The 25,586-nt window shown below is 73.0% G+C and carries 24 protein-coding genes and 1 pseudogene; 15 read left to right on the top strand and 10 right to left on the bottom strand.

What is annotated here, in order from left to right; genetic code table 11:
• Positions 1-75: 75 nt before the first annotated feature.
• Entirely contained in the window at positions 76-726 is a 651-nt protein-coding gene (locus tag AB5J87_RS33005) for a hypothetical protein (protein WP_369382195.1), read from the bottom strand.
• Positions 727-859: 133 nt separating this feature from the next.
• Here AB5J87_RS33005 and AB5J87_RS33000 point away from each other — a divergent pair, with 133 nt between their 5' ends.
• The 3 genes from AB5J87_RS33000 to AB5J87_RS32990 all read left to right on the top strand — a co-directional run bounded on the left by AB5J87_RS33000 (position 860) and on the right by AB5J87_RS32990 (position 3,692).
• Entirely contained in the window at positions 860-1,549 is a 690-nt protein-coding gene (locus tag AB5J87_RS33000; protein WP_369382193.1) for a response regulator, read from the top strand.
• Positions 1,550-1,635: 86 nt separating this feature from the next.
• Positions 1,636-3,180 carry an ATP-binding protein gene (locus AB5J87_RS32995; protein WP_369383743.1) on the top strand — a complete coding sequence of 515 codons (1,545 nt, stop codon included), beginning with the start codon at positions 1,636-1,638 and terminating at the stop codon, positions 3,178-3,180.
• On the top strand, positions 3,177-3,692 hold the full coding sequence (locus AB5J87_RS32990; RefSeq protein WP_369382192.1) for a hypothetical protein: 516 nt from the start codon (positions 3,177-3,179) through the stop codon (positions 3,690-3,692). The genes AB5J87_RS32995 and AB5J87_RS32990 overlap by 4 nt, the downstream gene beginning before the upstream one ends.
• Positions 3,693-3,699: 7 nt before the next feature.
• On the opposite strand, the gene AB5J87_RS32985 is transcribed toward AB5J87_RS32990, so the two are convergent.
• Positions 3,700-4,260: a carboxymuconolactone decarboxylase family protein gene (locus AB5J87_RS32985; RefSeq protein WP_369382190.1), complete on the bottom strand. Its 561-nt coding sequence runs from the start codon at positions 4,258-4,260 to the stop codon at positions 3,700-3,702.
• Between the two features lie 246 nt (positions 4,261-4,506).
• Here AB5J87_RS32985 and AB5J87_RS32980 point away from each other — a divergent pair, with 246 nt between their 5' ends.
• Positions 4,507-5,730 carry a serine hydrolase domain-containing protein gene (locus AB5J87_RS32980; protein ID WP_369382188.1) on the top strand — a complete coding sequence of 408 codons (1,224 nt, stop codon included), beginning with the start codon at positions 4,507-4,509 and terminating at the stop codon, positions 5,728-5,730.
• Positions 5,731-5,811: 81 nt separating this feature from the next.
• Here AB5J87_RS32980 and AB5J87_RS32975 read toward each other — a convergent pair whose 3' ends face one another.
• Positions 5,812-5,982: a hypothetical protein gene (locus tag AB5J87_RS32975; protein ID WP_369382186.1), complete on the bottom strand. Its 171-nt coding sequence runs from the start codon at positions 5,980-5,982 to the stop codon at positions 5,812-5,814.
• A 131-nt stretch (positions 5,983-6,113) separates the two neighbouring features.
• On the opposite strand from AB5J87_RS32975, the gene AB5J87_RS32970 reads away from it, so the two are divergent.
• Positions 6,114-6,566, top strand: coding sequence for a VOC family protein (locus tag AB5J87_RS32970; protein WP_369382184.1), 453 nt, complete (start codon positions 6,114-6,116; stop codon positions 6,564-6,566).
• A 29-nt stretch (positions 6,567-6,595) separates the two neighbouring features.
• Here the strand turns inward: AB5J87_RS32970 and AB5J87_RS32965 are convergent.
• Positions 6,596-6,820, bottom strand: a pseudogene (locus AB5J87_RS32965) (aldo/keto reductase); the annotation flags it as partial.
• Positions 6,821-7,221: 401 nt separating this feature from the next.
• Here AB5J87_RS32965 and AB5J87_RS32960 point away from each other — a divergent pair.
• Positions 7,222-7,824, top strand: a complete 603-nt coding sequence (locus AB5J87_RS32960; RefSeq protein ID WP_369382181.1) for a cupin domain-containing protein — start codon at positions 7,222-7,224, stop codon at positions 7,822-7,824.
• A 90-nt stretch (positions 7,825-7,914) separates the two neighbouring features.
• On the opposite strand, the gene AB5J87_RS32955 is transcribed toward AB5J87_RS32960, so the two are convergent.
• Complete coding sequence (locus tag AB5J87_RS32955; RefSeq protein WP_369382178.1) at positions 7,915-9,675, bottom strand: NlpC/P60 family protein; 1,761 nt, start codon at positions 9,673-9,675, stop codon at positions 7,915-7,917.
• Positions 9,676-9,927: 252 nt separating this feature from the next.
• Here AB5J87_RS32955 and AB5J87_RS32950 point away from each other — a divergent pair, with 252 nt between their 5' ends.
• Entirely contained in the window at positions 9,928-11,544 is a 1,617-nt protein-coding gene (locus AB5J87_RS32950; protein WP_369382176.1) for an alpha/beta hydrolase, read from the top strand.
• A gap of 157 nt (positions 11,545-11,701) precedes the next feature.
• Here the strand turns inward: AB5J87_RS32950 and AB5J87_RS32945 are convergent, their stop codons facing one another.
• On the bottom strand, positions 11,702-13,132 hold the full coding sequence (locus AB5J87_RS32945; RefSeq protein ID WP_369382174.1) for a PQQ-binding-like beta-propeller repeat protein: 1,431 nt from the start codon (positions 13,130-13,132) through the stop codon (positions 11,702-11,704).
• A 643-nt stretch (positions 13,133-13,775) separates the two neighbouring features.
• Between AB5J87_RS32945 and AB5J87_RS32940 the strand changes: the two genes are divergently transcribed.
• On the top strand, positions 13,776-14,240 hold the full coding sequence (locus AB5J87_RS32940; RefSeq protein WP_369383742.1) for a hypothetical protein: 465 nt from the start codon (positions 13,776-13,778) through the stop codon (positions 14,238-14,240).
• 114 nt (positions 14,241-14,354) lie between these two features.
• Here AB5J87_RS32940 and AB5J87_RS32935 read toward each other — a convergent pair whose 3' ends face one another.
• Complete coding sequence (locus AB5J87_RS32935; protein ID WP_369382171.1) at positions 14,355-15,356, bottom strand: zinc-dependent alcohol dehydrogenase family protein; 1,002 nt, start codon at positions 15,354-15,356, stop codon at positions 14,355-14,357.
• Between the two features lie 147 nt (positions 15,357-15,503).
• Here AB5J87_RS32935 and AB5J87_RS32930 point away from each other — a divergent pair, with 147 nt between their 5' ends.
• Positions 15,504-15,857: an ArsR/SmtB family transcription factor gene (locus tag AB5J87_RS32930; protein WP_369382169.1), complete on the top strand. Its 354-nt coding sequence runs from the start codon at positions 15,504-15,506 to the stop codon at positions 15,855-15,857.
• A gap of 48 nt (positions 15,858-15,905) precedes the next feature.
• Positions 15,906-16,253, top strand: coding sequence for a VOC family protein (locus tag AB5J87_RS32925; protein WP_369382167.1), 348 nt, complete (start codon positions 15,906-15,908; stop codon positions 16,251-16,253).
• Positions 16,254-16,287: 34 nt separating this feature from the next.
• Here AB5J87_RS32925 and AB5J87_RS32920 read toward each other — a convergent pair whose 3' ends face one another.
• Positions 16,288-17,286 (bottom strand): GlxA family transcriptional regulator, encoded by a 999-nt coding sequence (locus AB5J87_RS32920; protein ID WP_369382164.1) that lies wholly within the window; start codon positions 17,284-17,286, stop codon positions 16,288-16,290.
• A gap of 123 nt (positions 17,287-17,409) precedes the next feature.
• On the opposite strand from AB5J87_RS32920, the gene AB5J87_RS32915 reads away from it, so the two are divergent.
• Complete coding sequence (locus AB5J87_RS32915; RefSeq protein WP_369382162.1) at positions 17,410-18,231, top strand: dienelactone hydrolase family protein; 822 nt, start codon at positions 17,410-17,412, stop codon at positions 18,229-18,231.
• 32 nt (positions 18,232-18,263) lie between these two features.
• Here AB5J87_RS32915 and AB5J87_RS32910 read toward each other — a convergent pair whose 3' ends face one another.
• Positions 18,264-19,292: a proline racemase family protein gene (locus tag AB5J87_RS32910; RefSeq protein ID WP_369382159.1), complete on the bottom strand. Its 1,029-nt coding sequence runs from the start codon at positions 19,290-19,292 to the stop codon at positions 18,264-18,266.
• A 95-nt stretch (positions 19,293-19,387) separates the two neighbouring features.
• Between AB5J87_RS32910 and AB5J87_RS32905 the strand changes: the two genes are divergently transcribed.
• From AB5J87_RS32905 to AB5J87_RS32890, 4 genes are all read left to right on the top strand, one after another.
• Positions 19,388-19,651, top strand: coding sequence for a hypothetical protein (locus AB5J87_RS32905; protein ID WP_369382157.1), 264 nt, complete (start codon positions 19,388-19,390; stop codon positions 19,649-19,651).
• Complete coding sequence (locus AB5J87_RS32900; RefSeq protein WP_369382155.1) at positions 19,648-20,787, top strand: aminotransferase class V-fold PLP-dependent enzyme; 1,140 nt, start codon at positions 19,648-19,650, stop codon at positions 20,785-20,787. The genes AB5J87_RS32905 and AB5J87_RS32900 overlap by 4 nt, the downstream gene beginning before the upstream one ends.
• A 181-nt stretch (positions 20,788-20,968) precedes the next feature.
• Positions 20,969-21,712 carry a class I SAM-dependent methyltransferase gene (locus AB5J87_RS32895; RefSeq protein WP_369382152.1) on the top strand — a complete coding sequence of 248 codons (744 nt, stop codon included), beginning with the start codon at positions 20,969-20,971 and terminating at the stop codon, positions 21,710-21,712.
• 130 nt (positions 21,713-21,842) lie between these two features.
• Complete coding sequence (locus AB5J87_RS32890; RefSeq protein WP_369382149.1) at positions 21,843-24,227, top strand: ATP-binding cassette domain-containing protein; 2,385 nt, start codon at positions 21,843-21,845, stop codon at positions 24,225-24,227.
• A 53-nt stretch (positions 24,228-24,280) separates the two neighbouring features.
• On the opposite strand, the gene AB5J87_RS32885 is transcribed toward AB5J87_RS32890, so the two are convergent.
• Positions 24,281-25,582, bottom strand: a complete 1,302-nt coding sequence (locus tag AB5J87_RS32885) for an alpha/beta fold hydrolase (protein ID WP_369382147.1) — start codon at positions 25,580-25,582, stop codon at positions 24,281-24,283.
• Positions 25,583-25,586: the final 4 nt, after the last annotated feature.

Here is a 25,586-nt window from a genome sequence, read left to right as displayed (position 1 = left end):
CGCCGACGGCCACCGCCGCCGCCCCGGCCGCGCCCGCCGTGACGACGGCCGTGGAGGCCAGCCACCGGGCGCGCCTCACTGCATACCGTCCAGGCCGTCGAGCAGCTCGTCCTTGCACGCCTCCCGGGCCTGCTTGTACAGCGGCGACCTGGTGTCGATGCGGGGCGAGGCGGGGTCGGGCTCGCCGCCGGGCATCACGTTGCCGTCGGAGACGACGGGGTTCTTGAAGGACGAGACGCCCTTCTCGCGCATGCACTTGGCGTGCGCCAGCATCGACTCGTAGTCGCGCTGGACGTCGTGCGGCGGCTCCAGCTTCAAGGCGTCGGTCAGCTCGGAGGCACAGGCCCCGTTCTTGCCGCCCTTCTGCTCCTCGCCCTTGCCGTTGGGGTCCGTGACGGCGTCGATCTTCGCCCAGTCGAGGTAGCCGCTGAGCTTGGGGTCGGGGAAGTCCTTGACCCCGCCCTTGGTCCGCATGCAGCGCACGTACTTCATCTGGGCGTCGTAGAAGGCGCCCTTGCCGGCCGCCGCCGGGGACTCCTGCCCGGCGCCGCCCTTGGTGCCCGCGGCCGGGGTGCCGGGAGCCGCGGGAAGTTCGTCGGCCCGGTCGTCGGAGCCGCCGCAGGCCACGGCGAAGGCCAGCAGCGGCGCGAGGACGGCGGCGCGGCGGCTCGGCCGGGCGGCCCGGGTCGTGCGCCGGGCGGCGCGTTCGGTCGTACGGTTCGTCATGGCGGCCACGCTCGGCGGCCGACATGATGAGCTCTCCATGGCCGCATGATGAGCACGTAACAATGCGCCCCGATCCCGGCCGTGCGGCCCTGACCAGCGTGAACGGCCGTCCGTCTGCACCCATAATCGGGGCGTGGCCCACATACTGCTGATCGAGGACGACGCTTCCGTACGGGACGGGATGGAGCTGGTGCTGCGCCGCCACGGATACGAGGTGTCGGCCGCCGCGACCGGCGAGGCGGCGCTCGCCCTGCTCGACTCCCCCGAGGGGCGGGCCGTCGAACTGGCCGTCCTCGACCTGATGCTCCCCGGGCTCGACGGCTTCCAGGTGTGCCGCCGCGTCCGCGAGCGCTCGGCCACCCTGCCGGTGATCATGCTGACCGCGCGCGGCGACGACAGCGACATCGTGCGCGGTCTGGAGGCGGGCGCCGACGACTACGTGGTCAAACCGGTCACCGCCCCGGTCCTGGAAGCCCGCATCCGGGCCGCCCTGCGCCGGGCCGACCCCCGCCCGCGCGGCACGGCCGAGCAGTACGCGGGGCTGTGCGTCGACCGGGCCGCGCTGACCGTCACCAAGGACGGCTCGCCCGTTGCCCTGCCGCCGACCGAACTGCGGCTGCTGCTGGAGCTGTCCGCCTCCCCGGGGCAGGTCTTCAGCCGCGAGCAACTGCTGCGCAGCGTGTGGGACCACGGCTTCCTGGGGGACTCGCGGATCGTGGACGCGGCCGTGGGACGGCTGCGCGCGAAGATCGAGACCGTCGCCGCCCGCCCCCGCTACATCCAGACGGTACGCGGCTTCGGCTACCGCTTCGGGCCGCTGTGACCGGGGCGGCGCGGGCCGGGGCCGGTACGGAGACCGCGTCCCGCGCGGCGAAGGGCCCGAAGGGCTCCCGGTGGCGCTGGGGCGGGCTGCGCCGACGGCTGGTGGTGACCTGCGTCCTGGTGGCGCTGCTCAGCACCGTCACCGCCACCGCGCTCGCCTACCGCGAGGCCCGCGACGCCGTGCTCCACCGCAGCCAGGCCACTTTCGAGCACGACCTGCGCACCCGCGTCGACGCGCTCGCCCCGGACGTCGACCTGCCGCCCGACCAGCGCGCGCTGACCGCGTTCGCCCGTACGCTCGCCGCCGGGCTCGCCGGCACTCCCCTGGTCGTCGCCCGGTACGAGAACGTGTCCGGCGCCTCCGACCCGGCGGCCGACCAGTCGCGCGTCACGGCGGAGCTGCGCGCCGCCGTGCGCGGGGGCTCCCGCGCCGCCCTGCAACGCGTGACGTTCCACGGCGAGCCGTACCTGGCGGCGGGCCTTCCCGTCACCTACGAGAACGGGGGCGCCTCCCGGCTGGAGGTCTTCGCCGTCACCCCGCTCAGGGACGAGGCCGACGACACCGCCGCGCTGCTCGACGCCGTGCGCGACGGGCTGCTCCCGGTGCTGGCGCTGACCGCGCTGCTCGCCCTGCTCGCCGCCCGGACCGTGCTCAGGCCGGTCCGTGATCTGGGGCGGGCCACCCACCGGCTCGCCGACGGCGATCTGAGCGTGCGGGTCGAGCCGCGCGGCAGCGACGAACTCGCCCAGCTGGCGGCGGACTTCAACACCACGGCCGACGCGCTGCAGGCCAGCGTGGGCGAGCTGCGCGACCAGGAGGCGAAGGCCAAGCGCTTCGTCGCGGACGTCTCGCACGAGCTGCGCACCCCGCTGGCGGCGATGACGATGGTGGCCACGGTCCTGGACGAGGACGCCGACCAGCTGCCGCCGGACGCCGCCCACGCGGCCCGGACCGTCAGCGCCGAGACCGCACGGCTGTCGCGGCTGGTCGACGACCTGATGGAGATGTCCCGCTTCGACTCGGGCGCGGCCCGGCTGCACCGCGCCGACACCGATCTGGGCGACGTCGTACGGTCGGCCCTCGCCCTGCGCGGCTGGACCGGCCGGGTGCGCACCCAACTCGCCCCGGACGTCCGGGCGGCGGCCGACCGGCGCCGCGTGGACGTGGCCGTCGCCAACCTCGTCGGCAACGCGCTCCGGCACGGGGCACCGCCGGTGGAGGTGACGCTGACCGTGGACGCGTCGCCGGAGCCGGGCGACGGCGACGCGCCCGCCGGGACCACCGCATCCACCACGTCCGCCGGGGCCACCCCCGCCACCGGTACCGCCACGATCACCGTCGCGGACCGGGGTCCGGGGCTGCCGCCCGAGGCCCTGGCCCATGTCTTCGACCGGTTCTACAAGGCCGAGGCGGCCCGCACCCGTTCCGAGGGAAGCGGGCTGGGCACCGCCATCGCCCTGGAGAACGTACGGCTGCACGGCGGGACCATCACCGCCGCCAACCGGACCGACGGCCCGGGGGCCGTCTTCACCCTGCGGCTGCCGCTGCACACGGGCGCCGACGACGGCACCGGCGACACGGCGGCCCCGTCACCGCTCCCCTCCCCGTCCTCGGAGGATCCCTCCCCGTGACCCGTACCCGTGCCGCGCTGGCGGCGCTCGTCCTCACCGTGCTGCCCGGTGCCCTGACCTCGGGGTGCGGCATCCCGTCGAGCGGGGTGATGAGCGGCGGTGAGCCCGCCACCGGGCTCACCCAGGCCCTGCGGATCTACTACGTGCGCGACTCCGCCCTCCAGGCCGTCTCCCGTCCCGGCTTCACCATCACCAACCCCGAGGGCTCGCTCAAGCTCCTGGCCTCGGGGCCCACCCGCGACGAACAGGAGCGCGGGCTGACCAACCTGGTGGAACTGCGGAGCTACAGCGTCACCGGCAGCGGCACCCGCATCACCCTCCACGCGCCCGGCACCTACTTCGGAACCGGCCCCGACCATCTCGCCGACGGCCAGCTCATCTGCACGCTCGCCCGCGCCCAGGCGTTCCTCCACAAGGCCGAGAAGGTGCGCCCCGACGACGTCCAGGTCACCCTCGCCAACGACGAGTCCTCCCTGGGCCCGTACCGCTGCGCCCAGTTCCTGGCCCGGTGAGGCCGACTCACGTCTCAGGAAAGGGGGTTGCCCAGGGTTCGGGTTCCAGCAGGAGCCCGTTGGCCAGATAGCCGATGGTCCGGTACCACCCGGCGAGGACGAGGAACTCCAGTACCCGCTCCTCGTCGTAGTGCGCGCGCAGCGCCTCCCACGCCGCGTCCGAGAGGTGGGCGGTGTCGTGCAGTTCGTCGACCGCCCGGAGCAGCGCGGTGTGCGGCGGCGACCAGGTGGCGCGCGAGAAGGGGTCGGCTTCGGTGGTGGCCTCCAACTGCGCCTGAGTGAGGCCGACTTGGCGCGAGAGGGTCGCCGCGTGCACTCCCCACTCGTATCCGCAGCCGGCCCGGGCGGTGACACGGGCGATCACGAGCTCCCGGTCGGCGGCGGGCAGCAGGCCATGCCCGAGCAGCCCCGCGCCGAGCGCGAACATGCGGGACGCCAGCTCAGGGTTGCGGTGCAGCACCCGGAACAGCGTGAGCGGCTCGTGCGCCGCGCCCGGCGGCATCCATCTGCGCAGAGCCCGGCCGATCGGTGCGGGGTAGGGCGGATCGAGCGGATCGATGCGCGGCATGCGGCATCCCTCCAAGCCTGACGGGTGCTTCTTTTTTCGAATCACTATCCCGCTTCGAGAAGAGAAGCGCAAGGAGCGGCACGGAGAACGCCCCTCCCCGGCGAACCCCTCACCCCCACCCCGTACAGGGCCGATCGGGTGGATCGGCGTCAAGTTCACCCCGTCCGCGCCCCCGGCGGGCGTGACGCGGACTCCTCGTCGCGGACGATCTGCTCGGCAGACGAACCGAGACGAGAGGCCCAGAACATGACAAGACGCCCCCTTTCCCACCGCTCGGCGGCGGCCCGCGCCCTGGCCGCCGCCGCACTGGCCGTCGTGGGCCTGCTGCCGCTGGCCGGCGCCCCGGCGCAGGCGGCGCCGCCCGTGTCCGCCACCCCCGCCAGGGGCGACGACGACCACGACTTCCCGCGGCACGAGCTGAGCCCACAGCTGAGCGCCAAGCTCGACAAGGCCGTGCGGGAGGCCATGAAGCAGCTGAACCTCCCCGGTCTGCAGGTCGGTGTCTGGCTGCCCGGCAAGGGCAGCTACGTGCGCGCGTTCGGCGTCGCCGACAAGAAGACCGGCGAGCGCATGACCGACGACATGAAGATCCGCATCGGCAGCGTGACCAAGACGTTCACCGCCACGGCGCTGCTGGAGCTCGTCGACGGCGGCCGGGCACACCTGGACGACCCGGTCGCGAAGTACGTCAAGGGCGTGCCCAACGGCCGGAACATCACGCTGCGCCACCTCCTGGAGATGCGCAGCGGCCTGTTCCCGTACAGCGAGGACGCCGACTTCGTGAAGGCGCTCCTCAGCAACCCCCAGCGCGCCTTCACGCCGCAGGAGCTGCTGGCCTACGGCTACAAGCACTCCAACACGTCCGCCCCGGGCACCAAGTTCCAGTACTCGAACTCCAACTACGTCCTGCTCGGCCTGGTGGTCGAGAAGATGACCGGCAAGAGCCTGCGGGACGTCGTCGAGCACCGGATCCTGCGGCCGAGCCACCTCGACGGCACGCTCTTCCCCAAGGGCGCCGAGTTCCCCCGCCCGCACGCCCACGGCTACACCAACCAGACGCTCAGCGGGAAGGTCGCCGACAGCACCCACTGGAACCCCAGCTGGGCCTGGGCGGCCGGGGCCATGATCTCCGACCTGCACGACCTCAAGCACTGGGCCAAGGACCTCGCCACGGGCACCCTGCTCTCGCCCGCCACCCAGAAGCAGCGCCTCAAGGTCCTGCCCACCGGCATCACCGGCGCGAGCTACGGCCTCGGCATCTTCGATGTGAACGGCTGGATCGGCCACAACGGCTCACTGCCGGGCTACGAGAACCTCACCCTGTACCTGCCGGAGCAGAAGGCGACGGTCATCGCGCTGCTCAACACGGACATCCTCTACAAGGGCGGCGAGCCGAGCACCGTCGTCGGCCGGGCGATCACGAGCGTCGTCACGCCGAAGCACGTCTACACGCTGTCACCGGCCAAGTAGTACGGACACGCCTCGACCACGGCTCCCGGCGGGGCGGCGACCAGCCGCCGCACTCCCGGGAGCCGTCGCGCGACCGGCGCGTCAGTTGTGGCCGAACTTCCGCGGCTGCTTGTGGGAGACCTCCTGCGGGACCGGACGCACCACGTCCTGCACCGGGGGTGCCTGCATCGGCGCCTTCGTCTCGGACGTCGTACTGCGGTCGTGGCCGCCGGTGCGGGCGCCGCGGTTCTGCCGGGTCTGTTTCTTGCCCACGACATGGCCTCCATCGGGGATCTCGGAGGGATGAACGACTTCCAGGCTCGCACTCACGTACGAAGATCGCATGTCGCCGCCCCTCCGCCCCCGCTTGCGGGCCCGTCCGCGCGGGCCGTAGAAGTGGCCCCATGGCACTGCACTGGAAGCTGGTCGTCGACAGCGCGAACGCACCCGTCCTGGCGGACTTCTGGGCCGCGGCCCTGGAGTACGAGGTGGAGGACCCCGCCCCCCTGATCGAACGGCTGCTGGCCGCCGGGCAGCTCGGCGCGGAGGCGGTGGCCGAGCACCGCGGCCGCAAGGTCTTCCGGGGCTATGCCGCGGTGCGCCACCCCGACGACCCGTACGACGAGGCCAGCGGCACCGGCCGCGGCCGTCGGATCCTCTTCCAGGACGTGCCCGAGGCCAAGACCGTCAAGAACCGGCTCCACCTGGACGTCCACGGCGCGCCGGGCGGCCTCGACGAGCTGGTGGCCCGGCTGGAGGAGCTGGGGGCGACCCGGGTGCGCGAGGTGGACCGGGGGCCCGGCGGCCACTGGTGGATCATGCGGGATCCCGAGGGCAACGAGTTCTGCGCCGCGTAGCCGGCCGGGGACGCCCGGCCGGACCCCCCTCACTTGTCGACGAAGGTCAGGCTCGTCGCGTCGTAACGCGTGCCCGCGACCCGCTCCGCCGGGGCGGCGGCCTCGACGGCGGCCAGGTCGTCGGCGGACAGCTCGATCTCCAGGGCCGCCAGGTCCTCCTCCAGCCGGCGCGTGCGCCGGGTGCCGGGGATCGGCACCACGTCGTCGCCCCGGTTCTGCACCCGGGCCAGGGCGAGCCGGCCGGTGGTCACGCCCCCGCCCGAGCGGTCGAGGGACTGCCTGTCGTCCGACTCCCCGTGGCCGTGGCGCATGCCCATGCGTCCGAGCCCCTGCGCGGAGACCGCCAGGCCGCCGAGATTCCGGGTGGGGACGGCGTCCATGCCGCTGCCTCCTCAACGCGAGATCATCTGTTCAGGACGCCAGTTGCTGGAGTGCGCTCCGACGCAAGCCGAGTCGGGGAGCGCCCCGCCGACCGCGCGGTTCCCGCGCCGGAACCTCTTTCCCGCCACCAACTCGCCTTTCGGACAAAGGGCCTTCCGCACCCGTCGCGGCGGCCCCTCCGCGTTCGACTGCGGACGCCCGCCCGCAGACGAACGGGCCCCCGATGCGGTAGATCAGAACTTGAGTGGTTATCAAGCGGAAAGAGAGTGCCTCCATGACCTACATCGTCCAGCCAGGCGAACGACCCGAGGGCCGCCGCGGTTTTGAGATCGTGCTCTCCAGCAAGATGACGGGCCGCGCCGCCTCCTGGGTCGAGACCCGCCAGGGCCCGGCCTGGTCGGGGCCGCCGCTGCACACCCACGCCGAGTCCACCGAGACGTACTTCGTCGTCTCCGGCAGGCTCCTGGTGCAGGTGGACGACGAGGTCGTGGAGCTGCCGCCGCGCGGCCTGGCCCACATCACCAGCGGGACCCGGCACACCTGGGCGACGCCGCCCGGCGAGGGCGCGCACTTCCTCACCCTGCACATGCCCGGCGGCTACGAGGACTACCACCCCACCGCCCTCCAGGCCGAGAAGGACAACGGCGGCCCGCTGACGCAGGAGGACCTCTTCAAGATCGCCGCCCGCTTCGACTGGCGCCCGTGCGGCGACAGCCCGCAGCGCCTCACCCCGGACGGCCGCCTCGTCCCCGCCTCCCAGGCCGACGACGAAGCGGCCCGGCTGCGCGAGGAGTGGCTGGTCGCCCAGGGCGAGACGGTCCACGTGGAGCCCATCCACGACGCCGGCTTCTACGAGAAGAGCAACCAGCCCGCGTAACCGGCGGCGCGCCGAGCTGGACCTCCCCGTCCCGCACGTGACTGACGGGGAGTCAACTTCCTTGCCGTGAGGGCGTACGCGCGAGGCCCGTCAGATGCGGTGGACGGTGTGCAGCTTCGTGGCGTACGTGCCCGTGCCGTCCAGCAGCGAGGCGCCGCCGATGTCGGCCATGGTGGGGCCGTTGTTCGTCTTGCGGCTGGAGAGGAAGCGGCGCTTGCCGGCCGCGTCCTTGCCCAGGTAGATGCCGACGTGGTCGACCGTGACGGTCGGGTTGTCGTCACCGGAGTCCGCGTTGAACAGCAGCAGGTCACCGGGCTGGAGCTGGGCCGCGGCGGGCGGGTTGGTGCCGTCCGTCCGGTCGATGCGCGCGCCGGGCGCGTAGTCGACGATGTGCCGCGACTTGCGCGGCAGCCGGGTGTGCGAGGTGTCCTCGCCCGCGGCCATCGGAACGCCCATGTGGTAGCCGTACACCATGCGCGTGTAGCCGGAGCAGTCGAGGTTGCCCACCTGCTTGCTCGACGGGCCGGTGTAGGTGCCGTCGGGGAAGGTCCAGCCGGTGTTCATGTACTCGTGGAAGTCGGCGCCCTCGTACCGGTAGCCCTGGGGGTCCAGGTAGCCGTAGCCCGCCTCGCCCAGGACCTGCTTGTCCTTGGCCGGTCCGGCGCCGCTGACCACCGCGGGGCCGTCGGCGAGGAACATCGCCGCGTACGCCAGGACGTCCGGCGCCGTGGACCCGGCCCAGCCGCGCACGGTCTGCTCCAGCGCCGGGGTCCAGGTGCCGTCGAAGGGCTCGGGCAGCACCCGCACCCAGTCGCCGTGCGTGACGCTCGGCGGCGCGGCCCACGTCGACTCGTCCAGCTGGTAGCGGCTGACGAGGAGCTTGACCGGCAGGTTGGTGCAGCCGTCGTTGGCCAGCGCGCGCAGGCCGACCCGGCCCTTGCCGAAGGTGGCGTCGCTGGTCTCGACCGTCCACGCCGCCGGTTCGGCCGAGGCGGAACGCCATGCCTTGACCTGGACGCGGGAGCCCTCGCGGCGCACCCGGATCGTCCAGTCGGTGCCCGCGGGCACGCCGGTGGCCAGCGTCAGGGCGGTCGTGCCGGGCAGCGGGTCGACCTTGTCGGCGACCTCCTTCTCCACCCGCAGCTCGACCGCGCCGGTGGTCAGGAAGGAGAGCCGGGCCCGGTAGTTGTTGCTGGTGTCCTGGTAGCCGAAGGACAGGGCGTAGGAGCACGCCTGGCCGGTGGGGACCTTGTCGAAGCGGGCGACCGAGCGCACGTCGAAGTCGGTGATCTCGCCGTCCCGGAGGGTGGCGTGCCGGCTGGCGAAGTCGGTGGTGAGGCTGATGACACCGGTGCCGGGCACGACCGAGTAGTCGGTGTCGGCGGGACCGAGCGTGGACCAGCTGCCGCCGCCCGGGGAGGTGCCCCAGTACGAGCGGTCGGCCACGGGCAGCGAGGTGTCGGGCAGGGTGCGCTTGAAGTCGTCCACGAACGGCTTCTTGTTCTCGGTGAACGTACGCTCCGGGCCTGACAGGACGACGGTGCGGGCCCCGTGCGTCAGCAGGGCGACGCGCCGGCCGCCCGAGGTGACCTCGGTGCGGGTGGGGGCCCCGGCCACCACCGTGGCGGTGAGGGGCGCGTTCAGCGTCAGCTGGCTGAAGTACGCGGCGTTCAGCGGCGGCAGCGTCACCGAGGAGCGGGCCGAGGCCAGGCCGGTCGGGGCCGCGAGGGGCTCGACGGCGGGGGCGGTTCCGGCGGCACGCGCCGGGGCGGCGGCCAGACCGCTGAGGGGGACGGAGGCGGCCGAGGCCGCGAAGGCGGCGAGCAGGCCACGCCGGGAAGTGTTGAACATGGCGCACATCATCATGCAGTCCAGGTGAGGGGTGACAGCGGGGCCCGTCGAAGCGCGTTCGGTGGGGGTTCGGGGGCGACGGCGGCGATCGCCCCGTGTGCGCGGTTGGTCCCGCCGGGCGGCGGCGGGGGCGCGGGAGGCTGTCACGGTTGGGCAAAGACTCCCGCCACCTTGGCGCTGTGACATTGCACATGTCACATGATTCCTCTGACTCTGTTGCGCCCACAGCCGCGCAACCACGAAGGAGGGCACATGCGAAGACCACTGGCACTGCTGGCCATGGCCGTCTCCACCGTCGTCATCGGCGGCGCGATACCGGCCGCCGCCACCTCCGATTCCACGACCGCCGACTCCCCCGGCACCGGCCTGTCCCGGCCGGCCTGGACGCCCTGCGGCGACACCACCACTCCCGCCCTCCAGTGCGCCATGCTCGACGTCCCGCTGGACTACGCCAAGCCGGACGGCCGGAAGATCAAGGTCAAGCTCAACCGGCTCCCCGCCACCGCGCCCAAGTCCCGCCAGCAGGGCCCGATCCTGCTCAACCCGGGCGGCCCCGGCGACAGCGGACTGTGGATGCCCGCGTACGTCTCCGGCCAGATCCCGGCCGACGTCGCCGCCACCTACGACTGGATCGGCTTCGACCCGCGCGGCACCAACGGCAGCGAACCCCATGTCGTGTGCGACGCGCACTACTTCGACGGCGAGCGGCCCGACTACCAGGTCGGACACGGCACCGAGAAGGCGTGGCTGGCCAAGGCGGCGACCTACGCCGCCGACTGCGCGGCGGACTGGAGCTGGATGCTGCCGCACATGACCACGGTGGACAGCGCGCGCGACATGGAGAGCATCCGCCGCGCGCTCGGCGCCGAGAAGATCAGCTTCTACGGCGGCTCGTGGGGCACCTCACTGGGCTCCGCCTACGGCCAGCTCTACCCCTCGCACGTGCGCCGGATGGTCCTGGACAGCATCGTCGGGCCGACCATCTCCTGGTACGACCACAACGTCCTCCAGGACAAGGAGCACCAGCGGCGCTTCCGCGCCTTCGCGGAGTGGACCGCCAAGGCCGACTCGGTCTACCACCTGGGCACCGACGCCGACACCGTCATCAAGAAGTACGACGCGGTGGAGGACGCGCTGCGCACCGACCCGGTCTCCGCCGCGCCCGCCCCGGGCAAGATCGGCCCGGCCGAGTTCGAGGACACCTTCTACGGCGGCGGCTACAACTTCCTGCGCTGGCCCCGGATGGCCACCGTCCTCTCGGGCTACCTCACCCGCCACGACACCCGGCCGCTGAACATCGCCTACAACCGGTACGCCGCACCCGGCGCCGACGACGGCGCCTTCCCCAACTACAACGCCCTCCAGTGCACCGAGAGCGCCTGGCCCCGGGACTGGGACTTCTGGAAGAAGGACCAGGCCAAGGTCAACGCGGTCGCACCCTTCTACACGTACAACAACATGTGGTACAACGCCGCTTGCATGTTCTGGCCCGGCCAGGGCGGCCAGGGACGGCTGAAGATCACCGGCAAGGGCCTCCCGCCGGTGCTGCTCTTCCAGGCCACCGAGGACGCGGCCACCCCGTACGCCGGCGGGGTCGCGATGCACAAGGCGCTGCCGGGCTCCAAGCTCGTCGTCCAGAACGGCGGCAGCTTCCACGAGATCCTCTTCCACGGCAACGCCTGCCTCGACGACACCTTCGTCGACTACCTCCGCGACGGCACCCTGCCCACCGGCAAGGGCCTCGCCGCCAAGACCTGCGCCCCCGAGGACGACCCCGCACCCGCCTACGTCGAACCCGTGCCGAGCGCCAGGGCGGGCATCGCCAAGGTGGCGGCGGGCGACCCGGAGGCCGTGCACGGCAGGCTGTGACCGGAGCCCGCCACCACCACGACAGGGCAGGTCATGACCAACACCCCGGCGCCACCGGCCGGTTGTGACCGGCACACCCACCGGTGACCCGTGCGTGCGCTCCCGGGGAGACCCCCCGGGAGCCACCCGCGTTCCTTGGCCCGTCCCGGCGGCGCCCTCACTTCCCGAAGGACAGGAGCGTACGGTCCTTGTGCTGGGCCGTGGGGCTCTGGACGCTGCCGTTGAGAAGGAAGAAACGGCCGCCGGACCAGAGCGGGCGGGGGCTCAGGAAGAAGGCGCGTTCCGTCGCCGCGGAGGCCGCCGGGCTCTGCAGCACGATCCGCGGCGCGCCTCCGGTGGGGGCGATGGTGGCGACCGCGGCCGAGTCGTCGGGGCCGCGCCCGGGCTGGACGTACACCACCGCCTTGCCGCCCTCGACGGCCAGCGGCCTCATCGCCCGGCCGTCGGCGGCCTTGGTGCGCCACTTCTCCTTGCCGGTGGCCAGGTCGAGGGCGACGACCTCGTTGCTCTCGGGTTGGCCCAGCACCGCTCCGCCCGTGCCCTCGGTGCCGAGGTAGAGGGTGGCGCTGTCGGCCGCCGCGAAGGTGCAGCCCAGGAGGTCGCCACTGCCGTCGCCCGTCCCGTCGCACGCACCGGCGGTCCTGAACTTCGGCTCGACCTGCCAGCGGACCTTCCCGTCCGGTGCGAACGACGTGATGTTCCACGCCTTCGTCTCCTTGTTGCGGGCGGCCACCACCAGCGGCTCGGTGGAGAACACCCGGCCGACGTCCCACCCCTGCGGGTACTTGTAGTTCCACTTGGACCTGCCGGTGGCCGGGTCGAGCTCCTCGACCAGCTGCCGCGTCTTGAAGACGTCACCGGGGACGGGGCACAGGGCCACGTCGATCAGCCGCGTACCACCGCCCACGGTGTACGGGCTGCAGCCGTCGGTCTTCCAGGTGCCGAAGAGCTTCTTGCCGTCGGCGACCGAGAAGCCCGACGCGTAGGCGCTGTGGCCGACGGCGACGGTGTTCCCGGTGACCGCCAGCCGGAACTCGTTGGTGGAGTCGTACGCGGACTCCTGCGGCACCTCGATCTTCCACCCCGCCTTGCCGGTGGCCAGATCGATCTGCTGGAGGTACTTGCAGTGGGCGCGCGCGGTGTTGTTCTCCAGGGTCGCGACGATCACCTTGCCGTCGGCGGTCGGCGCGTGCGCGGCGGCGCACACCGGAGTGTCCAGCGCCACCTTCCACTTCGGCGCCCCGTCCGCCACCGCGTGCCCGGTGACCTCCTTGTACATGGCCCGGGCGACGATCCCGCCGCTCAGCCAGGGGCCGAACTGCCGCCCGCCGCCGGAGGTCAGCGGGGTCTCGTTCTCGCGCACCCACACGCGCGCCTCGCCGGGCCTGATCCCGTCGTTGAACCCGTCGCCGCCGCTCGCCCCGCCGTCACCGCTGCCCGAGCCGTCACCGAGGTCGACGGAAGGGGACGCGGAGGGGGCGGCGGGCGCGCTCGCCCGCGCCGCGGGCTTGCCGGAACCGCCGCCGCCGTCGACGGCGAAGTACACGCCGGCGCCGACGACGAGGAGACCCGCGACGGCGGCGGCCACGATCGCGGGCGGCTTGCGCCGGGACGGCGGTCCGCCGCCGTTCCCCGGCTGCGTGGGCGGAGCCTGCGGATACAGCGCCGGGCCGGCCGGACCGTACCCGCCCGGGTACGGAGCCCGCGCCGGGTAACCCGGAGCCGGCGGGGCGGGATACGCGCCGGGCCCCGGCCCCGCCGGGCCGAAGGCACCTGGCTGGGCGTACGGATTCCCCGGAACCGGCTGGTGCGGCGACTGCTGACCGGACGGCTGCGGCGGCTGCTGTCCGGACAGGTGCTGACCGGGCGGCTGCTGACCGGGGGGTTGCTCACCGGACGGCTGCCGGCTGGGCGGCTGTTGACTGGGCGGTTGGGTCACAGCGAGATCCCCCGAATTCGCTACAGGTCACTATTCCTCGACCACTCAAGGCTCTTTCTATCACTCTGGTGTACAAGTCCCCTGGCCGGTCCGGTCCTTCGCCACCGTCCGCAACGAGGCCGCCCCCACACCCCCACCACGGTCGCGCGAGCGGCCTACCACACACCCGTCGGGCTCGCACGCCGGAACGCGATGCACCACGGCGGACGTGCCCCATCCGGTACGTTGCCGCCGTCAGCGTTCAGCCCCGGACGACCAGGAGACACCGTTGCGAGCCGCCGAGACCTCCCGAGTGCTGGCCGCCCTCCACGAGACGCTCGACGCGGCCGACCAGGCGCAGGGGGGCGCGCTGTGGAGACTGGCCGAAGAAGGCCGACAGCTCGACGCCAACCTGGTCCGGCTGCCCGCCGGTACGGGCGTGCCCGAGCACGTCGAGAACGCCCTGGACGTCCTGCTGATCGTCGTCGAGGGCGAGGGACACCTCGGTGACGGCACGGAACGGCAGCCGCTGGCGCCGGGGTCGGTCGCCTGGCTGCCGAAGGCTGCGCGGCGGGCGCTGCACGCGGGCCCGCACGGACTCGCGTACCTCTCCGTCCACCAGCGCCGCCCCGGCCTGCGGATCGGCCCCGCGCCCGTCGAGGAGGGCGGCGAGGCCCCCTGCGCCCTGGACCGCGTCTGCCCCGACTGCGGACGTCTGGCGACGGAGCGGGACGCCCGCTACTGCTCCCGCTGCGGCGAGGAACTCGCCACCGCATAGGGCCCGTCCAGCGACGCATCCGAAGACGAACGCGCGGTCAGGCGGTCAGGCAGCCAGGCCCACTCCGCGCACACCGTACACACCACGCCCACCTCCGACCGTCTCGCGGTCGTATCAGTGGTGGTCGACCGTGACGACGATCTTCCCGACCTGACCGCCCGCCTCCATGTACCGGTGGGCCTCCACGATCTCGTCCAGGCCGAACACCCGGTCCACGGTGGGCGTGAAGGCCCCGCCGCGCAGCCCGGAGTTGATGAACGCCTCGGCCCGGCGCAGCCGTTCGGGGTCCATGGTGGTCTCCAGGGCGGTGTAGGTACGCATGTTCAGCGCGGGCATCCCGAGCACGAACCCGGGGTACGGGGTCTCCTGCCCGCTGAGCGCCCCGTACTCGATGAGCGTTCCGCCCGGGGCCACCACCTTGGCGAGGTCGAGGACGCCCGGCCCGGCGACGGCGTCGAAGACGAACTCGGCGCCCCGGCCCTCCGTCAGGCCGAGCACCCGCTCGACGACGTCCTCCTCGTCGGTGACGATCACGTCGGCCGCCCCCGCCTTGAGGAGCGCGTCCCTCTTGGCCCGGCTGCGGGTGGTGGCGAGCGGCACCGCGCCCACGCGGTGGGCGGTCTGGATGGCGGCCAGGCCGACGCTGCTGGACGCGGCGGTGAGCACGACCGTGTCCCCCGCCGTCATCCCGCCGACCTCCACCAGCGCCCCGTACGCCGTCAGATACGGCATCCACACCGCCGCGCCGCCGATGGCGTCCAGGAAGGCGGGGCGGTGCACGACCGCGCTCGCGGGGACGACGGCGCGCTCGGCGTAGACCCCGTAGGAGTTCATCGAGAACGCGGGCACGACGCTCACCGCCGCGCCGACCTCGAACCCGGTCACCTCCGGGCCGACCGCCTCGACCACCCCGGCCGCCTCGGCGCCGAGGCGCGCGGGGAACTCCGTCGCCGCCTGGATGTAGTTGCCGCTGCGGAAGAGCGCCTCGGCGCGGTTGACGCCGATCGCGTCGACCCGGATCAGCAGCTCGCCCGGCCCGGGCGCGCCGACCTCGACCTCTTCCAGCCGCAGCACCTCGGGTCCGCCGTACTCGTGGAACCGCACTGTCCTGGCCATCTCGCCGCCCCCTCTTGGCAGTTGACGTCGGCGCGGAGTTCCGTGCCGGCACGCCTCAGCCAAACACGAAGTACGACACACGTCAAACTTCGACGCCTGTCAAACTTCGATGGGTGTCGTACGATGGACGCGGGAGGTACGCGGACGATGACAGCGGCGCGGCAGAACGACCGGGGGCGCGTCCCGCCCCATCCGGAGGTCCGGACGATCGGGATCCAGCAGGCCCTGGAGGCCCTGGTCGATCCCGTGCGCCGTCTGATCGTCAGCGAGCTCCACGCCCGCGGCCAGGACCTCAGCTGCGGCACGATCGACCTGCCGGTGGCCAGGTCCACGGCCACGCACCACTTCCACGTACTGCGCGAGGCCGGGCTGATCCGCCAGTATTACGTCGGCACCTCCCGGATGAACGCCCTGCGCCGCGACGAGTTCGACGCGGTCTTCCCCGGCCTGCTGGACGCGGTCGTCGCCGGGCACACCAGGGGACCCGCCGCCGAGCACTGACACCCACGAGCCCAACGCCCCACGTCCTGCCAGCACTTGGAGTCGTCGATGACCGTTCGCCGCGTGGTACCCAACATCACCTCCGAGGCGATGAGGGAGAGCCGGGAGTTCTACGGCCTGCTGGGTTTCGAGGAGGTCATGGACCACGGCTGGATCATGACGCTCGCCTCCCCCACCGCGCCCGGAGCCCAGGTCAGCATCATGACCGCCGACCAGACCGCACCCGTCGCACCGGACCTGAGCATCGAGGTGGACGACGTGGACGCGGCCTACGCACTGGTGCGGGCCGGCGGCGCGGAAATCGTGCACCCGCTCCAGGACGAGGAGTGGGGAGTACGCCGCTTCTTCGTCCGCGACCCCAACGGCCGGGTGGTCAACGTACTGGGGCATCGCTGACGGCGGCGGAGGCGGGACCGGGGCGTGGGTGTTCTCACGGTTCGCGGACGTCCGGTCCCGTCCTCGGTGGCGTGCGGCGGAAGGCCGCGCGGTAGTCCCTCGGGCGCTGGCCCGTGTGCCGGGCGAAGAGGGCGGCGAACGTTCCCGCGTCGCGGTAGCCGACGGTGGCGGCGATGGCCGCGACCGTGCGGTCCGTGGTCTCCAGGAGGTGGCGGGCCCGGCGCACCCGCGAGGAGTGGAGGTGGTCGAGCGGGCTGCGGCCCGTCTCGCGCGCGAAGCGGCGCAGCAGGGTGCGGGCGCTGACGTGGAAGGCGTCGGAGAGCGCGGCGAGGTCGTACCGCTCGGCCAGCCGCTGGTCGAGCCAGCGCATCACCCGCTGGGAGAAGGCGTTTCCGGGCCGGGGAAGGAGGTCGGTGTCGACGTAGGGCGCCTGGGAGGTGCGGGCGTCGTCGAGGAGCGCCACCCGTGCCGTCGTCCGTGCCACACCGGTGCCGCTGTGCCCGCGTATCAGCTCCAGCGCGAAGTCGTACATGGCGCTGAAGGCGGCCGTCGTCGTCACTCCGCTGTCGGTGACGACGAGGTGTTCCGGCCGCACCCGCGCCGTCGGGCAGCGCCGGGCCAGTTCGTCGGCGTGCAGCCAGGAGGTCGTGGCCCGGCGGCCGTCGAGCAGACCGGCCTCGCCGAGGAGGAAGGCGCCGACGCAGATCGAGACGACCGCGCCGCCCGCCGCCGCGTGGGCGCGGATCGCGGCGGCCTCGGGGGCGAGGGCCGCGAGCGCGGCGTCCACGTCGAGGGCGGGCGCGAGCTCGAAGCCGGGCACGACCAGGACGTCGGTCCCGCGCGGCGGCGTGACCGCCAGCGCCGCGCCGCCCGACGCGGTGACGCGCCGGCGGGGCGAGACGATCGACACCTCGTATCCCGCCCGGTCCGGTCCCGCCACATGCGTGGCCATGGTCAACAGGTCGGGCACACCGAACACTTCGGAGGCGAAGCAGCCCGGATAGGCCAGGACCGCGACCCGTAGTGCGCTCACGCTCATCTCCTCCACCCTGGACCGGCCGGGGCCTTCCCGGCGCACCCACTATGGCGGGATCGCCCCCGGACCTGGCGATCGCGCCCGTCGTCGCCGCCCCCGTCCGCCGACCACTCTGTCACCATGTGCGCTGCCGAAGAACGCCTCGACGATCCGATCACCGACTTCTCCCGCCGCCGCGTGTCCGTGGACGGGGTGGTGAAGACGGTGTACGTGGCGGGCTCCGGGCCGGCCGTGGTGCTGATGCCGGAGATGCCGGGCATCAGCCCCGACGTACTGCGCTTCGCGCGGTGGGTGCGGGACGCGGGGTTCACCGTGCACGTCCCCTCCCTCTTCGGGGCCGACGGCGCGGTGCCCACCGCCGAGGCCGGGGTGGAGGTGGTCCGGCGGGCGTGTGTGAGCGCGGAGTTCCGCGCGTTCGCAGGGGGCGGCACCAGTCCCGTCACCGCCTGGCTGCGCGGTCTCGCACGGCTGGCCCACACCGCGTGCGGCGGCCCGGGCGTCGGTGCGGTGGGGCTCTGCTTCACCGGCAACTTCGCCCTCGCCATGGCGCTGGAACCGGCCGTCGTCGCCCCCGTCGTCAACCACCCGTCGCTGCCCCTGGACGACCCGGGGGGACTCGAACTCGGCGACGAGGACGCGCGGGCCGTACGGGAACGCGTCGAACGCGACGGCCTGAAGGTCCTCGCCTACCGCTTCGACAACGACCGCTGGTGCACGGGAGCGCGGTTCGCCGCCTACCGGGCACTGCTCGGCGACGCCTTCGACGGCCGTGTCCTGCCCGGCGGTTGCGCGCGCACCGACCCGCCCCCGTTCTTCCGCGAGGCGGTCGGAACACCCCACAGCGTGGTCACCGCCCACCTGGTCGACGAGGCCGGACACCCCACCCTGCGGGCGAGGGACGAGATCCTCGCCTTTCTGACCGAGCGCCTGCACGGGCGGTAGTGGTGAAGGACAGCGACGGTCCGCCGTGGCGGTCAGCAGAGGAAACCCTCCGCCAGGTCGTCGTGCGGATCCCGTACGAACCGGTGCTCGCCGGTGCGGTAGGCGGTGCCGGTGATGTCGGTGACCGTGCCCTCGGGCGTGTGCGACACCGTACGGCCGAGGAAGACCGTGCCCACGACCGACTCGTGGCGCAGGGTCCGGCCGGGTGCGATGCGGCCTTCCTCGGCGAGCAGGGCGAGCCGGGCGGAGGTGCCCGAGCCGCACGGGGAGCGGTCGAACTGCCCGTCGGCGAAGACCGTGATGTTGCGCTGCGCCGGGCCGTCGGCGGTGTGCGGCAGCTCCTCGTGGAAGATCACTCCGTATACGCCGGAGAGCAGCGGGTTGTCCGGATGCGCGGTCCCGGGGTGTCCGGCCAGCGCGGAGCGGATCTCCCGTCCGGCCGCGACGAGCTCGGGCAACTCGGCCGGTTCCACGGTGAGTTTGAGCCGGTCGGCCGGGACGGAGGCGTAGCAGGCTCCGGCGTGGACGAGGTCGACCTCGACGGGGCCGAGGACGGTGGCCACGGAGACGGCGCGGGCGGTGACCCGGGCGGGCACGTTGCGGAAGGTCACGGCGGTGGTACGGCCGCCCTCGCGGTGCACCGTGGCGGTGACGCGCCCGGAGGGGACGTCGATCCGCACCTGGGCGGCGCCGTCCGCCGGGGCGGCGACGAGCCCCTGGTCGACGGCCCAGGCGCCAAGGGCCATGGTGCCGTGTCCGCAGGCGGTGGAGTAGCCGTCCTTGTGCCAGAACAGGACGCCGAAGTGGGCGCCGTCGTCGTCGGGCGGAACCACGAAGCCGCCGTACATCCCGGCGTGCCCGCGCGGCTCGCGCACCAGGAGCCGGCGGATGTCGTCGAGCGGGCCGCGCCGGGGCGCGGTGGGGGTGCCGCCCGCGCCGACCACATTGGCAAACCGCTCGGCGACGGTGTCACCGGGGACCGGAGGCAGCCCCTCGTGGACGATCCGGAAGGGCTCTCCGGCGGTGTGGTAGTCGACGGTGCGGACTTCGGCTTCGGTCACAGCAGCTACCTCGTCGGGCGGAGGGCGGGCAGGGGGAGGGCGGGCAACACGTAATATGTCACATGGCAGTTGCTGACCCAAGGGGGTACGACAGGATGGACCGGCTGCGACCGGACGACTTGCGCGTCGGCGGCTCCGCCTTCGCACTGCGGCACGACAGGGCCCACCGCTCGGCCCTACCCTCCACCTCGGGCACCACCCCCTGGACCTGGGAAGCCCGCTTCCCCGGAGCACACACCGCGCTTACTGTGGACGGCGTGCGCCGCCCGGCGCGGACCAAGGTGGTGGACGGTGTGACCTACACATGCATACGCACCCGGGTGGCCCCCGGCCGGACCGTCACCGTGGAGGTGCGGTGAGCGCGCCCACCCCCTTCCCCGGCGGCCCCGAGCTGTTCCGGCTCGGCACGGAGGTGGCCCACCTCAACCACGGGTCGTTCGGCGCCGTACCGGTCCCGGTCGTCGAGGCCCACCGCCGTCTGCTGGCCGAGTCGCACGCCGACCCCGACGCCTTCTTCCTGGGCGTCCCCGACCGGATCGCCGAGGCCCGCCACCGCGTCGCCGCGCACCTGGGCGCGGACCCCGAGGGGATCGCCTTCACGGCCAACGCCACCGAGGGCGCCAACCTCGCGCTTGACGCCCTGCGTCTGGAGCCGGACGACGAGGTCCTGGTCACCGACCACGGCTACGGCACCGTCGTCGCGGCGGCGGCCCGCCGGGCCCGGGTGACCACCGCCGTGCTCGACCCGGCCCTGGCCGACGAGGACGCGGTGCGCAAGGCGGTGCTCGCCGCCGTCACCTCGCGCACGAAGGTGGCCCTGCTCGACCAGATCAGCTCGCCCACCGCCCGGCCGATCGCCGGTCCCCAGCTGCTCGCCGAGCTGGCGGAGCGGGGCGTGACCACGGTGGTCGACGGAGCGCACGCGCCCGGCATGCTCGCCGACCCGCTGGCCGGACGGCCCGACTTCTGGTTCGGCAACCTGCACAAGTGGGGTTACGCGCCGCCGGGCAGCGCCGTCCTCGCGGTGGCCGCACCGCACCGCGACCGGGTGCGCCCGCCCGTACCGTCGTGGGAGGACCACCGGGGTTTCCCACGCGCGGTGGAGTACCGGGCCACCGCCGACTACACGGGCTGGCTCGCCGCGCCCGAGGGCCTCGATCTGCTGGCGGACCTGGGCGCCGAGCGCGTACGGGCCCACAACAGCGCCCTGGCCGCCCACGGCGCCGAGCTCCTCGCCCGCCTCCCGGGTCTGACGCCCCTGCCCGCCGACGAGGCCCTGGCCATGCGGGCCCTGCGCCTGCCGTCCGGCCTGGCCCGCACCCAGGAGGAGGCCGCGGCGCTGCGCGAGGAGATCGCGGCCCGGCTGGGCTGCCGGATCCTGGTCTGGGCGTGGCCGGGCGGGGGCGGGATCCGCGTCTGCGGCCAGATCTACAACCGGCCGGAGGAGTACGAGCGTCTGGTGGCCGGATTGGGCCCCCTGCTGGACGGACGCTGAGCGGCCCGGCGCGCTGTTGGGTGATACGAGGCAGCGCCCCCAACTTCTCTGTGCCATCGGCCAATACGGGGTCCGCGACCGGGCGGAGCAGACTTTCCGCCACGGCCGCGACCCCGGGCACCGCTGATCGAGCGGGCCCGGCGTCCGCGCGCACCGGAGAGCGCACAGAAGGGGGACGCACATGGGTGTGCAGCAGTACGACGAGATCGGTGAGGCTTTCGAGGGGTTCAAGTCCCTGCCGCTGATGCGGTACGGCGAGGTGCCGAGTTTCCTGGGCATGGTCGGGGACGTGCGCGGCAAGTCCGTACTGGACCTGGCGTGCGGCACCGGCTTCTACAGCAGGGAGCTCAAGCGGCGCGGCGCCGCCGACGTCTTCGGCGTCGACATCTCCGTGGAGATGATCGCCGCCGCACGGGACATCGACCGGCGCGACCCGCTCGGGGTGCGCTACGAGGTCGGCGATGTCACCGAACTGCCTTCGCTGGAGCGGCACTTCGACGTCGCGCTGGGGGTGCAGTGCCTCAACTACGCCGAGGACGTGGCGGTGATGGAGCGGATGTGCCGCAACATCCACCGGAACCTGGTGCCGGGCGGGGAGTTCTTCGTCCTCGCCCAGAAGCCCGACTACCGGTTCGACTGTCCGTCCCTGGAGAAGTACGGGTTCCGGTGCGAGCCCACCGGCGAGGAGGCCGGGACCGGGCCGCGGGTGCGCGTCACGGCCCTCCTCGAACCGCAGCCCATCAGCATCGTGGCCACGGCCCCGCGCCGCGAGGTGTACGAGGAGTGTCTGCGCGCCGCCGGGTTCAGCGACGTGGAGTGGGTGCCCGTCCAGGTGTCCGACGCGGGCATCCGTGAGTTCGGCGCGGACTTCTGGGCGGACGCCCTGGCGAAGCCTCCACTGGAGATGCTGCGCTGCCGCGCCTGAGAAACCCTGCTCAAACGCCCGCCGGCCACGCGGCGGGCGGGCGGGGCCCGGCCGGACTCCGGCATGTCGGCCCCGCCCGCCCGCGCCGCTCCCTATGCTCGACCCCAGCCAACCGAGGGAGCCCGAGTCCATGGCCACGGGAACGGACAAACAGTCACCCGCGCCCCACCCCGCCGACAGCCACGGTCTGATCCGTGTGCACGGCGCGCGCGAGAACAACCTCAAGGACGTCAGCATCGAGATCCCCAAGCGCCGTCTGACGGTGTTCACGGGTGTCTCCGGTTCGGGCAAGAGCTCGCTGGTCTTCAACACGATCGCCGCGGAGTCGCAGCGCCTGATCAACGAGACGTACAGCGCCTTCGTCCAGGGTTTCATGCCCACGCTCGCCCGGCCCGAGGTCGACGTGCTGGACGGGCTGACCACCGCGATCGTCGTCGACCAGCAGCGGCTCGGCACCGACCCCCGCTCCACCGTGGGCACCGCCACCGACGCCAACGCCATGCTGCGCATCCTCTTCAGCCGCCTCGGCAAGCCCCACATCGGCCCGCCCAGCGCGTACGCCTTCAACGTCCCCTCGGTACGGGCCAGCGGATCCATCACCGTCGAACGCGGCAGCCAGAAGACGGAGACGGCCACCTACCAGCGCACCGGCGGCATGTGTCCGCACTGCGAGGGCCGCGGCGCGGTCTCCGACATCGACCTCACCCAGCTGTACGACGACTCCAAGTCGCTCGCCGAGGGCGCGTTCACCATCCCCGGCTGGAAGTCCGACAGCTTCTTCACGGTACGGGTGTACGCCGAGTCGGGGATCCTCGATCCGCACAAGCCGATCCGCAAGTACACCAAGAAGGAGATGCAGCACTTCCTCCACAAGGAGCCGACCAAGGTGAAGGTCGACGGGGTCAACCTCACCTACGAGGGGCTGATCCCCAAGATCCAGAAGGCGTTCCTCTCCAAGGACCGCGAGGCGCTGCAGCCGCACGTACGGGCGTTCGTCGACCGGGCGGTCACCTTCACCACCTGCCCCGAGTGCGACGGCACCCGGCTCAGCGAGGGCGCCCGCTCCTCGAAGATCGAGCAGGTGAGCATCGCCGACGCCTGCGCGATGCAGATCAGCGACCTGGCCGAGTGGGTGCGCGGCCTCGCGGAGCCCTCGGTCGCACCGCTGCTGACCGCGCTCGGGCACACCCTCGACTCGTTCGTGGAGATCGGCCTCGGCTACCTCTCGCTCGACCGCGCCTCGGGCACGCTCTCGGGCGGGGAGGCCCAACGGGTCAAGATGATCCGCCACCTCGGCTCCTCGCTCACCGACACCACCTATGTCTTCGACGAGCCCACCACGGGCCTGCACCCCCATGACATCCAGCGGATGAACAACCTGCTGCTGAGGCTGCGGGACAAGGGCAACACCGTGCTCGTCGTGGAGCACAAGCCCGAGGTGATCGCGATCGCCGACCACGTCGTCGACCTCGGGCCGGGCGCGGGCCAGGCGGGCGGCACCGTCTGCTTCGAGGGGTCGGTGGAGGGGCTGCGCTCGGGCGGTACCGTCACCGGCCGCCACTTCGACGACCGGGCCGCCCTGAAGAAGGCGGTGCGCGAGCCCACCGGCGCGCTGGAGATCCGCGGCGCGAGCAAGCACAACCTGCGGGGCGTCGACGTCGATGTCCCGCTCGGGGTGCTCGCGGTGGTCACCGGTGTCGCGGGCTCCGGCAAGAGCTCGCTGATCCACGGCTCGATCCCGGCCTCGGCGGGCGTGGTGTCGGTGGACCAGACGCCCATCCGCGGCTCGCGGCGCAGCAACCCGGCGACGTACACCGGGCTCCTGGACCCGATCCGCAAGGCGTTCGCCAAGGCCAACGACGTGAAGCCCGCACTGTTCAGCGCCAACTCCGAGGGCGCCTGCCCCACGTGCAACGGCGTCGGCGTCGTCTACACCGACCTGGCGATGATGGCCGGAGTCGCCACCGTCTGCGAGGAGTGCGAGGGCAGGCGGTTCCAGGCGTCGGTCCTCGAACTCCGCTTCGGCGGACGGGACATCAGCGAGGTGCTGGCGATGTCGGTGACGGAGGCGAAGGAGTTCTTCGGCGACGGCGAGGCGCGCACCCCGGCGGCGCACCGGATCCTGGAGCGCCTCGCCGACGTCGGGCTCGGCTACCTCAGCCTCGGCCAGCCGCTGACCACGCTCTCCGGCGGCGAGCGCCAGCGGCTCAAGCTGGCCACGCACATGGCCGACAAGGGCGGTGTGTACGTCCTCGACGAGCCGACCACCGGCCTGCACCTGGCCGATGTGGAGCAGTTGCTGGGGCTGCTCGACCGGATCGTGGACTCCGGCAAGTCGGTCATCGTCATCGAGCACCACCAGGCGGTGATGGCCCACGCCGACTGGATCATCGACCTCGGCCCCGGCGCCGGTCACGACGGCGGCCGGCTCGTCTTCGAGGGCACCCCCGCCGACCTGGTCGCCGCCCGTTCCACCCTCACCGGCGAGCATTTGGCCGCGTACGTCGGCGCCTGAGAGCACGGCCCCCGTCCGCTCCCTCGGGCGGACGGGGGCCCGGCGGGTGCGGATCAGGCGCGGCCCGCGGCCAGGTCCATGAGACGGGCGAGGACCCGGTCGCCGGAGGCGGTGAGCCCGTCGTGCTCCCATTCGTTGGTCACCCAGACCCGGGTGGCCCCGACCTCGCGGGCGGTGCGCAGGGAGAGTCCGGCGTCCACGTACATGTCGTCGTGGTAGACGACCGCGGCCAGCGGCACCCGGTTGGCGGCCAGGCGCTCCAGGTCGTACAGCGGCGGCCAGTCGGTGCGCCGGGCGAGCAGGTCGGCTGCCCGGGCGAACGGCCGCAGGCCGCGGATCTCCTCGAACATCCAGGGGTACATCATCTCGCCGGTGAACAGGAACGGACCACCGCCGTCCCCCTTCTCCCCGGCCGCGCTCCCCCGGGTCTCGGCGTTGAACTCGGGGAAGTCGGCCAGCGCGCGGGCGGCGGCCCAGCCGGTGGGGGCGCCGCCCTGGCCGTACAGGCTCTCCTGGAGGACGGCGAAGAGCGGGTTGTCGGTGAACCCGGTCAGGCCGCCCATCTGGTGCAGGAAGGTGTCGGTCAACTCGCCCTCCGCGTCGAGTGCTTCGTCCAGCAGCCAGTGGACGCGTTCGAAGCCGTCGCCCATGCCGAGGGCGAGACCGAGGGTGCGCAGGCGGTGCGGGGTGAGCCGGTCGCCGTCGGGCAGCCGGACGTTGTCGGTGGCGAGCCGGTCGGCGATCGCGCGCAGACGTTCCGCGTCGCCGGGGTAGCGGGCGTGGAAGGCGTGGACGCGGTCGCGCACCCGGGGGTAGGTGCGGGCGTACACGTCGTCGGCGGTGGCCGTGAGTCCGGGCAGGCCACCGGCCACGTAGCAGGCCCGCAGGCCCTCGGGCGCCCGGGACAGATAGGTGAGGGTGAGGAATCCGCCGTAGCTCTGGCCGAGCGTCTCCCAGGGCTCGTCGCCGCACAGGTCGCGGCGGATCAGTTCGGCGTCCGCGACGATGGCGTCCGCGCGGAAGTGGGAGAGGTGTTCGGCGAGGGCGGTGGGCGAGGCGAAGCGTGCGGCGGCCCGCGCCGTCACGGGCGTGGAGCGGCCGGTGCCGCGCTGGTCGAGCAGGAGCACCCGGTGCGTCTTGAGGGCGTGCGACAGCCAGCCCGGTGAACTCGCGGTCGGGCGGGGCGACTTGCCGCCGGGGCCGCCCTGGAGGTAGAGGAGCCAGGGCAGCCGTTCATGGGCGCGGCCGGGGTCGGCCACCTCCCGGGCGAAGACCTGGAGGGTGCGGCCGTCCGGGGCGCGGTGGTCCAAGGGGACGGTGAAGACGTGGTCGACGGTGGCGTGGGCCGGGTTCATGGCT

The sequence above is a fragment of the Streptomyces sp. cg36 genome (assembly GCF_041080675.1).
GTDB lineage: Bacteria > Actinomycetota > Actinomycetes > Streptomycetales > Streptomycetaceae > Streptomyces.
The sequence above is the reverse complement of the archived record's forward strand: the minus strand, read 5'-3'. Positions and strand labels throughout refer to the sequence as shown.

Coding starts and splice junctions, on each gene's coding strand:
- AB5J87_RS32970 (WP_369382184.1), top strand. CDS start 6,114: ATGGCACTGCACTGGAAGCTGGTCGTCGACAGCGCGAACGCACCCGTC.
- AB5J87_RS32955 (WP_369382178.1), bottom strand. CDS start 9,675: ATGTTCAACACTTCCCGGCGTGGCCTGCTCGCCGCCTTCGCGGCCTCG.
- AB5J87_RS32980 (WP_369382188.1), top strand. CDS start 4,507: ATGACAAGACGCCCCCTTTCCCACCGCTCGGCGGCGGCCCGCGCCCTG.
- AB5J87_RS32985 (WP_369382190.1), bottom strand. CDS start 4,260: ATGCCGCGCATCGATCCGCTCGATCCGCCCTACCCCGCACCGATCGGC.
- AB5J87_RS32895 (WP_369382152.1), top strand. CDS start 20,969: ATGGGTGTGCAGCAGTACGACGAGATCGGTGAGGCTTTCGAGGGGTTC.
- AB5J87_RS32885 (WP_369382147.1), bottom strand. CDS start 25,582: ATGAACCCGGCCCACGCCACCGTCGACCACGTCTTCACCGTCCCCTTG.
- AB5J87_RS32950 (WP_369382176.1), top strand. CDS start 9,928: ATGCGAAGACCACTGGCACTGCTGGCCATGGCCGTCTCCACCGTCGTC.
- AB5J87_RS32930 (WP_369382169.1), top strand. CDS start 15,504: ATGACAGCGGCGCGGCAGAACGACCGGGGGCGCGTCCCGCCCCATCCG.
- AB5J87_RS32890 (WP_369382149.1), top strand. CDS start 21,843: ATGGCCACGGGAACGGACAAACAGTCACCCGCGCCCCACCCCGCCGAC.
- AB5J87_RS32915 (WP_369382162.1), top strand. CDS start 17,410: ATGTGCGCTGCCGAAGAACGCCTCGACGATCCGATCACCGACTTCTCC.
- AB5J87_RS32960 (WP_369382181.1), top strand. CDS start 7,222: ATGACCTACATCGTCCAGCCAGGCGAACGACCCGAGGGCCGCCGCGGT.
- AB5J87_RS32925 (WP_369382167.1), top strand. CDS start 15,906: ATGACCGTTCGCCGCGTGGTACCCAACATCACCTCCGAGGCGATGAGG.
- AB5J87_RS32905 (WP_369382157.1), top strand. CDS start 19,388: ATGGACCGGCTGCGACCGGACGACTTGCGCGTCGGCGGCTCCGCCTTC.
- AB5J87_RS32935 (WP_369382171.1), bottom strand. CDS start 15,356: ATGGCCAGGACAGTGCGGTTCCACGAGTACGGCGGACCCGAGGTGCTG.
- AB5J87_RS33005 (WP_369382195.1), bottom strand. CDS start 726: ATGACGAACCGTACGACCGAACGCGCCGCCCGGCGCACGACCCGGGCC.